Genomic DNA, 13,868 nt, shown 5'->3' with positions numbered 1-13,868 from the left:
GGGAACTCCTTGGGCCTGGGGCCTTCAGGTGAAACAAGGCCAATTGACCCTGTCATGGGGGCTGCCGAAAGGGCGGCTTCTCGTTACACTGTGCCATCTTTTGCCTGAAACAAGGAGCCCCCTCTGCTCGGCACTCGCGTGTGGCATCGGCCAGGTGAGATGGCCTGCATGTCGGAGGGGATTTTCCCACTGATATAAGGAATGCCTGATATGGCCGGAACCAGTTTGTTGGCCCTGCCGGGCGATATTGCCAGCGTGCCGGGTGACGTGGCCCTGATGACCAAGGCTGTGACCAGGAAGAGCGCCGTGCTGCCTGGGGAGATGTTTCCCACTGATATAAGGAATGCCTGATATGGCCGGAACCAGTTTGTTGGCCCTGCTCGACGATATTGCCAGCGTGCTCGATGACGTGGCCCTGATGACCAAGATGGCGGCCAAGAAGACCGCCGGTGTGCTGGGGGACGATCTCGCCCTCAATGCGGAGCAGGTCTCCGGGGTGCGGGCCGAGCGGGAGCTGCCTGTGGTGTGGAAGGTGGCCAAGGGCTCGTTTCGCAACAAGCTGATCCTGGTGCCCGCCGCCATCGCCATCAGCGCCCTGATCCCCTGGCTCATTACCCCCTTGCTGATGCTGGGGGGTGCCTACCTCTGCTTCGAGGGGGCCGAGAAGCTGGCCCACAAGTTCCTGCCCCACGACAGCGGCGAGGCGGCTTCGTCAGCGCAGGCGATCCCGGACGATCTGGAAGCCTTCGAGCAGCAGAAGATAAAGGGGGCCATTCGCACCGACTTCATCCTCTCCGCCGAGATCATCGTCATCGCCCTCGGCACAGTGCAGGGCTCGAGCCTCGGCCTGCAGATCGCCGTGGTGGCGGGCATAGCCCTGCTGATGACGGTGGGGGTCTACGGCCTGGTGGGGCTCATCGTCAAGCTCGATGACATAGGCCTGCACCTGTTGCAAAAACCCGATGCCAGCGTCCTGCGCCGGGCCCTGGGGCGGGGGCTCTTGGTAACGGCGCCCCGGCTGATGCACCTGCTGGCCCTGGTCGGCACCATCGCCATGTTCATGGTGGGGGGCGGCATTCTGGTCCACGGCTGGCCCTTTGCCCATCACCTCATCGAGGGGGTGGCCGCCAGTCTGGCGCCTCTGGCCGGGGGCGCCGTGCTGGCCGCGGTGACGCCGACCCTGCTGAGCGCCCTGGTGGGGGTGGTGGCCGGTCTGCTGCTGGTGCTGGCCATGACCCTGGTGGGCAAGCTGACCCCCGCGAAATAATAGCGGCGGCCGCTCAGGAATCGTCCCCTGCCGACAGGGGGCGTCGCAGGCCGGATCTGCTGTTTGTTGACCAGAATGGGGGCTAGGCAAGGGCTGGCCCCCTTCGTACTATTTGGCGGCCACTGCCCACAGAGGCGGGGCGCCCACATGGACGCAAACAGACAAGGACAGTTATGACCACCACCCTTTGGCAGGATGATCACATCTATGCCGCCCCCGATTGCCCGGCCATCGACGCCGACTTCCAGCGCGCCGCAGAGGCCCTGACCGAGATCGCCAACCTGCTGGTCAGCCTGCCAGAGACCCGGGACATCAACGCCTTGCGCCACCTGCTTAGGGCCATTCGCCGTCAGGCCAACGCCGTGAGAACACAAGCCTGGAACAGCCAGACCTTCGCCTACAACCGGCTCAGCCGCAACGGCCGCGACGAGGCCGCCCGGGTGCTGCTCTCCCGTGGCCAGCAGTTGCAGGCGAGGCTGGCCCAGCTCGTCAAGCCGGTGGCCCTGTTCTGGCTGAACGCCCCCGAGGATCAGGTGCGGGCCCTGCTGCAGGATCCCGAGCTGTTCGAGCTGGCCTACCTCATTCGCCACGATCGCCGGTTGCAGGATCAGGCCCTCTCCCTCGAGAGCGAGCAGCTGATCGAGGGGCTGGCGGTGGACGGCCTGCAAGCCTGGGGGGATCTCTACGACAGCCTGGTGGCCAGACTCAGGCCAGTGGTGGATGGGGAGCCCATGGGGCTGGCCCAGGCGGACAACCTGCTCTCCCACCCGGACAGGGCGCGGCGCGCCAGCGCCTGGCACGGCATTCAGGCCGCCTGGGCCGGGGAGCAGGAGACGGTGGCCGCCATCCTCAACGCCCTCAACGGCTGGCGCAACGAGCTGGCGGCCCAGCGCGGCAAGGGGCGGCGGCTCGATGCGCTGGACCTCTCCTGCCACCAGGGACACCTGGAGCGCGCCACCCTGGAGACCCTGATGGCGCAGGCCGAAGCCCACAAGGCGCTGGGCAGGCGGACCCTGCGAGCCATGGCAAGCGCCCAGGGAATCGACGATTTCGCCCCCTGGGATCTCTATGCCCCTGCGCCTTATGGGGCGCAGGCCGGCTTTGGCTTCGGACAGGCGCTGACGCTGGTGGCCGATGCCTTCGCCGCCTTCGATCCCGAGATGGGGGATTTCGTCCGCATGATGGCGGATCGGGGCTGGATAGATGCCGCGCCGAGCGACAACAGGCGCAGCGGCGCCTATTGCACCGAATATGCCGACCCCGCCGAGCCCCGGGTCTTCCTCACCTTCGAGGGCACCCTGGACAACGTCATCACCCTGGCCCACGAGCTCGGCCACGCCTGGCACAGCTGGCTGCTGCGGGAGTTGCCGCTGGAGCAGCGGGACTACCCCATGACGCTGGCCGAGACCGCCTCCCTGTTTGCCGAGACCCTGGTGCGGGACGCCCTGCTCGCCCGTGCGCAGACCCGCGAGCAGCGTCTGACCATCGCCTGGATGGACGGGGAGCGGGTCGCGAGCCTGCTGCTCGACATCCCCTCCCGCTTCCACTTCGAACGGGCGCTGGTGGCGGGCCGGGCCGAGGGGTATCTGGGGGCGGGCCAGCTGAGGGCCATGATGAAATCCGCGAAGCAGCAGTGGTATGGTGACAGCCTCAGCCAATATGACGAGCTGTTCTGGGCCAGCAAGAGTCACTTCTCCATCGCCGAGTTCGGGTTCTACAACTATCCCTATCTGTTTGGCTACCTGTTCAGCCTGGGGCTCTATGCCCAGAAGGAGCGGGTCGGTGACGACTTCGTGCCGGCCTATCGGGCGCTGCTCGCCGACACAGGCCGCATGAGCGCCGAGAGCCTGGTGGAGAAGCACCTGGGGGTCGACATTCGCGAGCCCGCCTTCTGGCAAGAGAGCCTGCGCTATGTGGAGGAGGCGGTGGAGCGCCTGGAGCGGCTGGTGTAGTCGCGGATCCTCCTGAGTTTTGGCAAGAGAGCCTGTGTTCTATGGAGGAGGCACTGGTTCCCCTCGAGCGGCTGGTGTAGTCGCCCGTGTTTGATCCGGCTGGTGTCGCCGCCAGCCTTGGTATTCCTGTTCGTGGCCCTGGGGCCACCCCTGTTTCACGACGGGCCGGACCCGTCTCTGACAATGAGCGTTCGATGCAACAACGAGTCTACCCACAGCAGTGGCAAAATCAGCACATCTACCCCTCCCTCGACAGCAGCGTACTGGAAGCGGACATGAGCCTGGCCCGCGCCAGCCTCGCCGAGCTGGCGGTCTTCATCGACGGCCTGGGCCCGCTGCGTGAGCAGGGAGCCGCCCTGCAGGATGGCTTGCGGGATGGCTTACGAGATGGCTTACGGGAGGTGCGGCTGCGGGCCCGGCGTATCCGCGAGATCGGTTGGAACATCGCCGTGCTGGCGGCCTGCACGGGGAGCCAGGATGCCCGGGATCCCCTGGCCAAGCAGCTGGCCTCCCGGGCCCGGGCCCTCAATGCGGACCTGTTCAAGACGCTGGCGCCCATCGAAGATCTGATGCTGGGGCTGCCCGAGGCCGAGTTCGGGCAACTGATGCAGGATCCCCTGCTCGGGGAGGAGGAGTACCGGCTGCGCCACGAGCGCCGCTTGCAGGATCAACGGCTGCCGGTGGAGGCGGAGCAGCTGGTCATCGGCCTTGGCACCGACGGCCTGCATGCCTGGGGCAACCTCTACAACGATCTGGTGGGCAAGATCCGGGTGCAGGTAGCCGGTCAGGAGCGGGGGCTGGCAGAGGCGAGCAACCTGCTCTCCAGCCCGGTTCGGGCGCAGCGCAAAGAGGCCTTCGACGCCATCAGCGCCGGTTGGGAGGGGGAGCAGGAGACGGTGGCCGCCATCCTCAACGCCCTCAACGGCTGGCGCCTGGAACTGGCTCGCCAGCGCGGCAGGGTGCGGACCCTGGATGCCCTGGATCTCTCCTGCCACCAGAGCCACATCGAGCGGGCGACCCTGGATACCCTGATGCGGGAGACCTGGCAGGCGCGGGGGCTGGGCCAGCGGGCCCTGGGGCTGATGGCCCGGCGGCTCGGCATCGAGGAGCTGGGGCCGGAGGATCTGTTCGCGCCGCCCCCGGCAAGCAGCCACCGCAGCATCCCGTTCGAGGAGGCGATCGAGATCATCGCACTGGCTTTTGCAGGTTTCGATCCCGAGATGGGGGCGTTCGCCCGCATGATGGCCGAGCGCGGCTGGATTGACGCCGCCCCCACCCCGAACCGGCGTACCGGGGCTTACTGCACCAAGTTTGCCGATCCGGTGGAGCCGCGGGTCTTCATCACCTATGCGGGCACCATGGACAACGTCATCACCCTGGCTCACGAGCTGGGACACGCCTGGCACAACTGGCTCATCCGGGACTTGCCCATGAGCCAGCGCAGCTACCCCATGACGCTCGCCGAGACCGCCTCCATCTTCGCCGAGACGCTAGTGCACAGCGCCCTGTTCGAGCAGGCCCGAAGCGCCGAGGAGCGCCAGGCCATCGCCTGGGCGGAAGCCGACGGCGCCGCCACCTTCCTGGTCAACATCCCGGCCCGCTTTGACTTCGAGCAGGCCCTGGTGGCCGAGCGCGAGCAGGGCTATGTGTCATCGGCCCGGCTCAAGGCGCTCACCGACGAGGCCTGGGGGCGCTGGTATGAAAAGAGCCTCAGCCGCTATCACCCCATGTTCTGGGCCGCCAAGGCGCACTTCTCCATTGCGGGCTTCGGTTTCTACAACTACCCCTACCTCTTTGGCTACCTGTTCAGCCTCGGGGTCTATCAGCAGCTGATGAGCCGCAAGGGGGCAGGGGAGGCGAACGTGGCCGAGGCCTATCGCGCCCTGCTGCGAGACACTGGCCGCATGAGCGCCGAGGATCTGGTCGCCAAACACCTGGGGCAGGACATCCGCGAGGCGGCCTTCTGGCAGGGGAGCCTGGCCCTGGTGGCGGCGGCGGTGGATCGCTTCGAGCAGACCCAGAGCTGAGGCCGGGCGCTGCGTCAGGGGCCTGGCGCCCCTTTTCCCCTGCCAAATGCGCCCAAAGGGGGTGGGAAAAGGAATTTCCGGCGGCGGGGGGCGTGATCCAAAGCAAGAAAGTGCGATGTTTTGGTGGCGCCTCGGCCGTTCGCTGGGGTAGTTTCGATAGAACCGACACAGTTCTTGAGGTCTTATCCATGATCATCTATCTGCATGGCTTTGATGCCACCAGCCCCGGCAATCATGAGAAAGTGCTGCAGTTGCAGTTTATCGATGATGATGTGCGCTTCGTGCACTACAGCACGGTTCACCCCCGCCACGACATGAGCCACCTGCTCAAGGAGGTGAAGAAGCAGCTCGACATGAGCACCGACCCCAAGCCCCTCATCTGCGGGGTAGGGCTCGGCGGCTACTGGAGCGAGCGGATCGGTTTTCTGTGCGGCATCAAACAGGTGGTCTTCAACCCCAACCTGCACCCGGAAGAGAACATGCAGGGCAAGATCGACAGGCCGGAAGAGTACGAGGACATCGGCACCAAGTGTGTAACCGAATTTCGTAATAAAAATTCAGGAAACTGCCTGTGCATCCTTTCCGTTCAGGATGAAATCCGCGATAATCGGGACACTGAACGTGAATTGAAGAACTATTACGACATCGTATGGGATGAGCGCGAGACCCATAAGTTCAAGAACATCTCGCACCATCTGCAACGGATGAAGGCCTTCAAAGAAGCCTGAGCCATCACGTCAACCGATTTCGTTTTAGGGAGCCAATGGCTCCCTTTCGTTTTGAGGAACCAAGGAAAATCATCATGATGAATATTGTCGTTGTAGGCGGTGGCGCCGGCGGTCTCGAGCTCGCGACCAGCCTGGGCCGCAAGCTGGGCAAGAAGAACAAGGCCAGGATCACCCTGGTGGATCGCAACCGCACCCACCTGTGGAAGCCCCTGCTGCACGAAGTGGCCACCGGCTCCATGGACGCGGGCATCGACGCCCTGAGCTACCAGTCCCACGCCAAGAACCACGGCTTCGAATTCCAGCTCGGCAGCCTGACCGACATCAAGCGCGACGAGAAACGCATCGTGCTGGCGCCGATCCACGATGAGAGCGGCGCCCTGGTGGTCAATGAGCGGGAGCTGGTTTACGACGTGCTGGTGATGGCCATCGGTTCTGTGTCCAACGACTTCAACACCAAGGGCATCAAGGATCACTGCATCTTCCTGGACAGCCCCTCCCAGGCGCATCGCTTCTACAACAGCATGATGAACCGCTTCCTGCAGTTCGCCACCGAATACAAGCCCGGTGACAAGGTGAAGATCGCCATAGTGGGTGGCGGCGCCACCGGCGTCGAACTCTCCGCCGAGCTCTACAACGCTGTGGAGCAGCTCTACGCCTACGGCTTCAAGAACCTCACCACCGACAGCCTCAAGGTGACGCTGGTGGAGGCGGGCCCCCGCATCCTGCCGGCGCTGCCTGAGCGCATCAGCGGCTCTGCCCACCAGGAGCTAGTCAAGCTGGGTGTGGACGTGCGCACCGCCACCATGATCACCGAAGCCACTGCCGATGGGCTGCACACCAAGGATGGGGAGCTGATTGAAGCAGACCTCATGGTGTGGGCCGCCGGCATCAAGGCACCGGACTTCATGAAGGAGATCGCCGGCCTCGAGACCAACCGCATCAACCAGCTGGTGGTCAAAGAGACCCTGCAGACCACCCGTGACGAGAACATCTTCGTCATCGGCGACTGCGCCGCCTGCCCGCAGCCGGACGGCAAGTTCGTGCCGCCCCGCGCCCAGTCCGCCCACCAGATGGCGACCCAGGCGTTCAAGAACATCCTGGCCAAGATGAACGGCGGCGAGATGAAGCCCTACCTCTACCACGACCACGGCTCCCTGGTCTCTTTGAGCCGCTTCTCCACCGTGGGCAGCCTGATGGGCAATCTGATGCGCGGCTCCATGATGGTGGAAGGTTACATCGCCCGCATCGTCTACATCTCCCTCTACCGGATGCACCAGGTCGCCCTGCACGGCTACATCAAGACCGGCCTCATCATGCTGGTGGGCCGCATCAACCGGGTGCTGCGCCCGAGCATGAAGCTGCACTAAGCCTGTGCCTTGAGTGGCAAGCACAAGACAAACGACAAGGAGAGGCTAGGCCTCTCCTTTTTTATGGCCGTTTTTGACGACCGCGACCCGGCAAGTGCCGCTGGGAGCGGGGCGGGGAGACCGGCCCTGCCTGCCCGTCCCCCTGGCCGGTTATTTGCGATGGAGGATGTTGTCCTGCCCCGCTTTGGGGTAGTCTGGAGCCCATTTTCACCCCAAGGAGCGCAAGATGATCCTCTCAACCACCCCCACCCTGGAAGGCAAGGCCATTCGTGAATACCGCGGCATAGTCGTGGGTGAAGCCATCCTGGGTGCCAACATCTTCAAGGATCTGTTCGCCGGCATCCGCGACATCATAGGTGGCCGCTCCGGCGCCTACGAAAAGGAGCTGGCCCGGGCCCGGGAGATCGCCTTCGAGGAGCTCAAGGAGCGTGCCCAGGCCCTGGGCGCCAACGCCGTGGTCGGCATCGACATCGACTACGAGGTGGTGGGCCAGAACGGCAGCATGCTGATGGTCAGCATCAGCGGCACCGCCGTGGTGATCTAGCTCGCCAGCGCTCCCAGCCCTCTGATGGCCGTTCACCCAGTAAAAAGCCGACCCCAAGGTCGGCTTTTTATTGGACGCGGCACCCCTATGGTGTGGGGGGCGATTCACCCTTCTCCCCTTGCGGGAGAAGGGCTGGGGATGAGGGGGAGGCCCCGGACCGGGAATGTTGTTTAATTTTTCTATCCGACCTGGTTATGTCGTTCGATTTATCCAAACAAAAAACGACCTGTCTGGGGCCAGCGAGCCCTTGTCGGGAAGAAAACACCGGGCGTCAGCAGGTTCAGCCCTTCTGTCCCGTTTTATGCCAAGAGGCCGCAGTTGCGGCCTCTTTCACTTTCTCAGGTCAAGGATCAGGGCAGGGCATCGGCCCGGAAGGTGTTGCAAGGATCTGCGGCCCCCGTCTCTTCAATGTTTATTGATCTCAGGGTAGGGCATCGGCCCTGAAGGTGTTGCAAGGATCTGCGGCCCCCGTCTCTTCAATGTTCATTGATCTCAGGGCAGGGCATCGGCCCGGAAGCTGGCGCGGATCTGCGGCACCAGGGGTGAGGGGTCGAAGCCCTTCTCCTCCCCCAGCACCGGATGGAGCACGGGCTTGTCCTCTATGGGGGTGAGATCCCCTGCCAGCAGCGCTCGGGTGGCCTGTCCCATCTGGTAGAGCTGGCGCACCGGGGCGAACTGGCGCTCGAGCGTGATGGCGCCGTCGTTGCGGGTGAAGGCCATCATTGGGATCTGGTAGGGGGCATCCCGGGGCGGCTTGGCGCCGTGGATGTTCTTGCCCGCCGACATCAGGAAGGGCTGGTGATCCCCGAAGGCCACCACCAGGTAGCGCTTGCCGGAGCGGTCCAGGGTCTTGAGCAACCGCTCCAGGGAAGCCATGGCGTCCACCACCCCTGTGTAGTAGGTGTTGAGCAACTGCCTGTCCGCCGGGCTCTGATCCGGGCAGGCCCGATCGATCTGCTGGGCCCGATAGCGATCCCCGTCGAAGGGGCCGTGCCCCTGCATGGTGACCGCATAGGCAAACAGCGGCTTGTCATCCTGCTCGCTGCGTCTGATCAGGTGATCGATGAGGGCATCGTCCGAGATGTAGAGCCCCTTGTGCTCTAGGGTGGTGAAGCGGGTGTCGAACCAGCGCTCCTGGTAGCCGAGGGCCGGGATCGCCTTGGCGCGGCCCCAGAACTTCTCCACATAGGGGTGGGCGAACAGGGTCTGGTAGCCGTTCTGCCTGGCGCTTCTGGCAAGGCCGGGCACCTGATCCGAGAGGTAGTAGTAGGGCACCACCCCCTGCTTGAGCAGGCCCACCGGCAGGCCGGTATTCATCTCGAACTCCGCCAGCACCGTCATGCCCCCTGTGGTGGGGGAGTGGATGGTCTTGTGCCACTGGGCCACGCCGGCGGGCAGGCTCAGGGTGGGGGCGGGGGCGCAGATCTTGCCCTGCCAGTCGAGCCAGAGCGACTCATATTGCAGCACTATCACCAGATCGAAACGGGGCGGCTGGCCCGGGGCCGGCTGGCTGAGCTCGGGGGTGCGCTCGTTGATCTGCAGGGGGTAGCGGAAGATGTTGCCGCTTTGCAGCATCTCGTCCACCAGGTTGAAGAGGTAGAGGCCGGGACCGGCGCGGATGATGTCCCTGTGGTAGTTGACCGCCCTGTCCACGTAGCGGATGTTGGCCCCCAGTAGCTTGTTGCCGGTCTGGGTGGCGAATACGCACAGGGCGAAGAAGGCGGCGGTAGCGGCGGCCGTGCGCAGTATCCAGCGAGACAGGGCGAAGCGCCAGCACAGGAACAAGAGCCCCAGCACGGCCAGCACCGGCAGCACGGGGTGCTGATCGAGCAGTATGTGCAGCAGGGCCATCAGGTTGCCGAGATCGTCCCCCCCGAGCGGCACCCCGTAGATGGCTATCTTCATGAAGTTCGCCAGCAGCCCTATCCCCGAAAGCGCCGTAAAGACCAGCCCCATATAGAGGTTGAAGCCCGCCAGGGCGCAGAGGCTCCAGCCCAGCACCATGCTGCCCCAGGCGAGGTAGTAGTGCTCGGGCCTGAAACCCGACCAGAGCAGAAATTCCCCCAGCTTGAACACCACGAAGCCGTGCAGCAGCACGAAGGTGAGGTTGCCGAGCAGCAGGCTGCCCAGCACCCGGGAGCGGTAGCTGCGGCGCAGCCGCGGCAGCAGGGCCCTGAGTACGGCGGCGCTCACCAGCAGTACCAGCAGCAGGCTGGTCATCAGGTAGACAAGATTGAAGCCGCGCTCCGGCAGGGTCTGCAGGATCTGGCTGTATTCGGCGCTCTCGGGTCTGTCCGCCAGCAGCAGGCCGATCCGCAGCTGATAGCGGCTGTCCAGGGCGTCGTCGGGGGCGCGCAGGGCGCTGTTGAGATCCAGGGTGCAGCGGCTCTGGCGACACTTCTGGCGCTTCTCCACCGCCTGGCTCAGCTGATCGATGCGAATGCCCTTGTCGTTGAGCAGCTCCACCCGCACCTTGTCCCCCGCCTGCAGCGGCTTGAGCAGTTGCCACTGGCTGCGCACCACCAGATAGAGGCCGCGACTGTCGCTCTTGTAGAGCAGGCTGTGGCGGCTGAGGGTGGCGATGGGCTGATCGGCGGGCCCCAGGATCAGCGGCTGTGCCTTCCCGAGCCAGCCGACGGGATTGAGCAGCGGCAGGGCCAGAGTCAGCAACAGCAGGGCGATCAGCAGACCGAACAACCACCCGGCCAGAGACTGGGAGGAAGAGGGGGGGCGATCACAGACGGGGGCATTCATAGGGGCTCATCCTTGGAGCGGGCAGGGCAGCAACGCTGCATCTATTTTGACCCGATGGTGAGGGGCTTGTTCCTTGATGTCAATTTAATGACGACGGGATGAATATTGGGTGACGGCCTGTGCGTGCAAATTGTGATCCCGATCCGGCAGGGGCACTCATTCTGTGATGAAAGCGTCATCATGGGCCTTTGCCGCTGGTCTGGGAGGGGGGCGCTGTTTAGTCTCTCAGTAACGGTTGGAGGTACATGTATGAATCCCAAGGTTGCGGCACGTCAGGCAAGATTGCTCCAGATGCTGGAGAACGGGGACGAGATCCGGATCGGGCGTGAGCGAGACTGTCCCCTGCCCCTGGCCCAGCTGACAAGGCTGACCGAGGATCACCCGGACGTCGTCAAGGTCTATGGTCAGGGGCTCACCGCCGAGGTGTTTCACCTCAAGGTGGAGGGGCACCACTGGTGCCTGAAGCGCTGCCGGCCAGACTCCCTGGTGGCCAATGTCGACGGCAAGACCGCCTTTCTCACCGAGCTGGAGCGGCGCCGGGAGATAGAGAGCCTGCGGGAATTGCACCCCACCATACTCTCCAACGTGGTCTGCACCAGCTTCGGCTCCGCCCGCGCCGGGGTGCTGGTCTCCCCCTGGCTGAGGGGAGAGCCGGTACGCAGGCTCAATGAGCGCAACCTGGCGCAGATGCTGGCGGTGGAGGCCGAGCTGGCCCGCTGGGGCTGGTTTGACTGGGATCCGAGCCCGGGCAACCTGCTCGACGACGGCCAGCAGATCTCGGTGTTCGACTTTGGCTACATGTGGCCCTTCGATCCCCTGCACGAGTTCAACTCCAACGGCCTCACCGATCCGGCATTTCATGTGCCTGAGCGGCTGGAGACCCGCACCCTGTCGGGGCTCTGGCTGGAGGAGGCCGACCCCCTGCCGCTGTTTCGCCACTGGCGCGAGCTCTGCCTCGCCTGGGCGAAGGGGGAGTTGCAATATCTGTCACGGGAGGGGGCCAGCGCCCCCGTGCTGGCCCGGATGCAGGGGCTGGTGGGGGAGTGGAGTGCGGCGCTGGCAAGCGAGCAGGCGCTCGCCGCCAACTGGTGGCGCGACATGTATCGCAGCCACCGGCTCGACATTGCGGACGATCTCAGCGGCAAGAGCTGCGGCCCCATGACCCTGCGCCGCCTCGACTGGCTGGAGCAGGCGGTGCGGGAGCACTTCCCGGCGCTGGCCGATAACCTGGGATTTGATGAGGCCGGGCTCGGTCAGGCGGCGCTGTTGCAACGGCTGGGGGGGCTGCGCGAGCAGATCCGGGCCAATCTGCTGCCGACCCGGACCAGCCAGCCTGCGCGCTGACATGGGGATGACAGAGTGACAAGAGGGGCGCATGGGCGCCCCTCTTCGTTGTTATCGGCTCTGGCGCCATGGCCTTCCCCCGATACCAGACCCTTCTGCCCCAGGGGGAGAAGGGTCTGCCCAGGTTTGGTCAGGCTAAGTCGAGCAGCTCCTGGTGGAGGCGGTTGACGATGTTGCCCGCCTCGCTCTCTTTCACCAGGAAGCAGAGGTTGTGGGCGCTGGCGCCGTAGCAGATCATCCGGATGTTGTGCTCGCGAATGGCGTCGAACACCCGGCTGCCCACCCCGGCGGCCTCGCTCATGCGGTTGCCGATGAGGGCCACCAGCGCGAAGTCGGTCTCCACCTCCACCTTGCACAGCTGGCCGAGCTCCGCCAGCACCTTGTCGCCCAGGATGGGTTCGCCGTTGCTCTGGCTGCCGGTGTGATCCAGGGTCAGGGAGACGCTCACCTCGGAGGTGGTGATGAGATCCACCGAGATGCGGTGACGGGCCAGGATGCCGAACACCTCCGCCAAAAAGCCGTAGGCGTGGAACATGTTGAGGCTGTGCAGGGTGACCAGCACCTGCTGGCGGCGCAGGGCCACGGCGCGAAACAGCGGGCTGGTCTCGGTGCTGGCGCGGATCCAGGTGCCACCGGCGGCGGGATCCCTGGCGGAGCCGACGAACACCGGAATGTCCTGGCGCAGGGCGGGTTGCAGGGTGGCCGGGTGCAGCACCTTGGCGCCGAAGGTGGCCATCTCGGCCGCCTCCACGAAGCTGATCTCGGGGATGGGGCGGGCCCGGGTGACCAGGCGCGGATCCGTGGTGTAGATGCCGGGCACGTCGGTCCAGATCTCTATGCTGCCTGCGTCCAGCGCCTCGGCGAGCAGGGCCGCGCTGTAGTCGGAGCCGCCCCGGCCGAGGGTAGTGGTGCGGCCATCGGCATCGGCGCCGATGAAGCCCTGGGTGATGATGAGACTGTCACCGAGCAGTGGGCCCAGCGTGGCTTGGCAGAGGGTGCGGGTGGCGGCGAGATCCACGGTCGCCTTGCCAAAGCGGCTGTCGGTGCGCAGCAGCTGGCGCGCGTCCTGCCACTGGGCCTTGATGCCCCGCTGGTGCAACAGCTCGGTGAAGAGGCGGGTGGACATCAGCTCGCCGCAGGCGATGAGACGGTCTGCCAGCTCGGCGTCCGTGTGCTGGCAGGCCTGGCGGGCCATGGTGCGGATCTCGCCGAGCTGGGCGTGAATGAGCGCGCTCACTTCCCCCGGGTTGCCGAGCGCCGTCAGTATGGCCTGCTGGATCCCGGTCAGTTTGTCGAGCTGGGCATCCTGCCCGGCTTCGTCCAGTTCACCCTGGGCCAGGCTCACCAGCAGGTTGGTGACACCGGCGCTGGCGCTCAGAACCACCACCCGGGTCGCCGGATTGGCCAGCACCACGTCGGCGCAATGGTTCATGGCCGCGGCATCGGCGACACTGGTTCCGCCAAACTTGGCGACGTTGATCGGGTTCATTGCATACTCCTGTCTCAAGGTGAAAATCCGGTTTCATCGGGCAAAAGAGAGGAGGAGGCAGAAAATGGCAGGAATAGCGAAGGATCCCGGCCAGAAGCACTCCATCCGCGGTGCCCATCCCACAAGGATCCTGCTGGATGCCTGTGGGATGCACACGACCGATGACAACCCGGGGGATTCAGCCCCCGCAGCCGACGTTGAGGTATCCAGTTGCCTCACTCGTCTCGGCGCTGCTCCCCCTGACCCAAGTTCACCGGACTCTGGTGTCCTCCCTTGGGCTGCCTGGGCAGCGCTCCTCTTCTGGTGCCACCTCGGAAGGTGGCGTGCATGTAGAAATACCCTGCACTGGATTGCACTGTCAATCGAGTTTGTAAAAAAGTACACAATTGGCAACAA

The 13,868-nt window shown here is 64.8% G+C and carries 10 protein-coding genes and 1 riboswitch; of the genes, 8 read left to right on the top strand and 2 right to left on the bottom strand.

Going from position 1 to position 13,868, the window contains the following annotated elements; translation table 11 throughout:
• The first annotated feature begins 210 nt into the window (after nt 1–210).
• The 7 genes from WIR04_RS12680 to WIR04_RS12650 all read left to right on the top strand — a co-directional run bounded on the left by WIR04_RS12680 (nt 211) and on the right by WIR04_RS12650 (nt 7,885).
• Nucleotides 211–351 carry a hypothetical protein gene (locus WIR04_RS12680; RefSeq protein WP_338887358.1) on the top strand — a complete coding sequence of 47 codons (141 nt, stop codon included), beginning with the start codon at nt 211–213 and terminating at the stop codon, nt 349–351.
• Nucleotide 352: 1 nt separating this feature from the next.
• Nucleotides 353–1,267, top strand: a complete 915-nt coding sequence (locus tag WIR04_RS12675) for a DUF808 domain-containing protein (protein ID WP_289987355.1) — start codon at nt 353–355, stop codon at nt 1,265–1,267.
• A gap of 173 nt (nt 1,268–1,440) precedes the next feature.
• Nucleotides 1,441–3,219, top strand: coding sequence for a M3 family oligoendopeptidase (locus WIR04_RS12670; protein ID WP_338887352.1), 1,779 nt, complete (start codon nt 1,441–1,443; stop codon nt 3,217–3,219).
• A gap of 194 nt (nt 3,220–3,413) precedes the next feature.
• On the top strand, nt 3,414–5,246 hold the full coding sequence (locus WIR04_RS12665; protein WP_338887350.1) for a M3 family oligoendopeptidase: 1,833 nt from the start codon (nt 3,414–3,416) through the stop codon (nt 5,244–5,246).
• Nucleotides 5,247–5,434: 188 nt separating this feature from the next.
• The gene (gene ycfP, locus WIR04_RS12660; protein ID WP_005331594.1) at nt 5,435–5,974 is read left to right on the top strand and encodes an alpha/beta hydrolase YcfP; all 540 of its coding nucleotides are present in this window, start codon (nt 5,435–5,437) and stop codon (nt 5,972–5,974) included.
• Nucleotides 5,975–6,048: 74 nt separating this feature from the next.
• A complete protein-coding gene (locus tag WIR04_RS12655; RefSeq protein ID WP_338887348.1) occupies nt 6,049–7,341 on the top strand; it encodes an NAD(P)/FAD-dependent oxidoreductase in 1,293 nt (430 codons plus the stop codon).
• Between the two features lie 226 nt (nt 7,342–7,567).
• Nucleotides 7,568–7,885: a heavy metal-binding domain-containing protein gene (locus WIR04_RS12650; protein WP_025326589.1), complete on the top strand. Its 318-nt coding sequence runs from the start codon at nt 7,568–7,570 to the stop codon at nt 7,883–7,885.
• A 492-nt stretch (nt 7,886–8,377) separates the two neighbouring features.
• Here the strand turns inward: WIR04_RS12650 and WIR04_RS12645 are convergent, their stop codons facing one another.
• Nucleotides 8,378–10,639, bottom strand: coding sequence for an LTA synthase family protein (locus WIR04_RS12645; protein WP_338887345.1), 2,262 nt, complete (start codon nt 10,637–10,639; stop codon nt 8,378–8,380).
• 249 nt (nt 10,640–10,888) lie between these two features.
• Here WIR04_RS12645 and WIR04_RS12640 point away from each other — a divergent pair, with 249 nt between their 5' ends.
• Nucleotides 10,889–11,983: a hypothetical protein gene (locus WIR04_RS12640; RefSeq protein WP_307764897.1), complete on the top strand. Its 1,095-nt coding sequence runs from the start codon at nt 10,889–10,891 to the stop codon at nt 11,981–11,983.
• A 130-nt stretch (nt 11,984–12,113) separates the two neighbouring features.
• On the opposite strand, the gene lysC is transcribed toward WIR04_RS12640, so the two are convergent.
• Entirely contained in the window at nt 12,114–13,472 is a 1,359-nt protein-coding gene (gene lysC, locus WIR04_RS12635; RefSeq protein ID WP_338887341.1) for a lysine-sensitive aspartokinase 3, read from the bottom strand.
• An 86-nt stretch (nt 13,473–13,558) separates the two neighbouring features.
• A riboswitch (Lysine riboswitch) is annotated at nt 13,559–13,780 on the bottom strand.
• Nucleotides 13,781–13,868: the final 88 nt, after the last annotated feature.

The organism is Aeromonas rivipollensis, assembly GCF_037811135.1.
Lineage (GTDB): Bacteria > Pseudomonadota > Gammaproteobacteria > Enterobacterales > Aeromonadaceae > Aeromonas > Aeromonas rivipollensis.
This window is presented reverse-complemented; position numbering and strand designations above follow the sequence as displayed.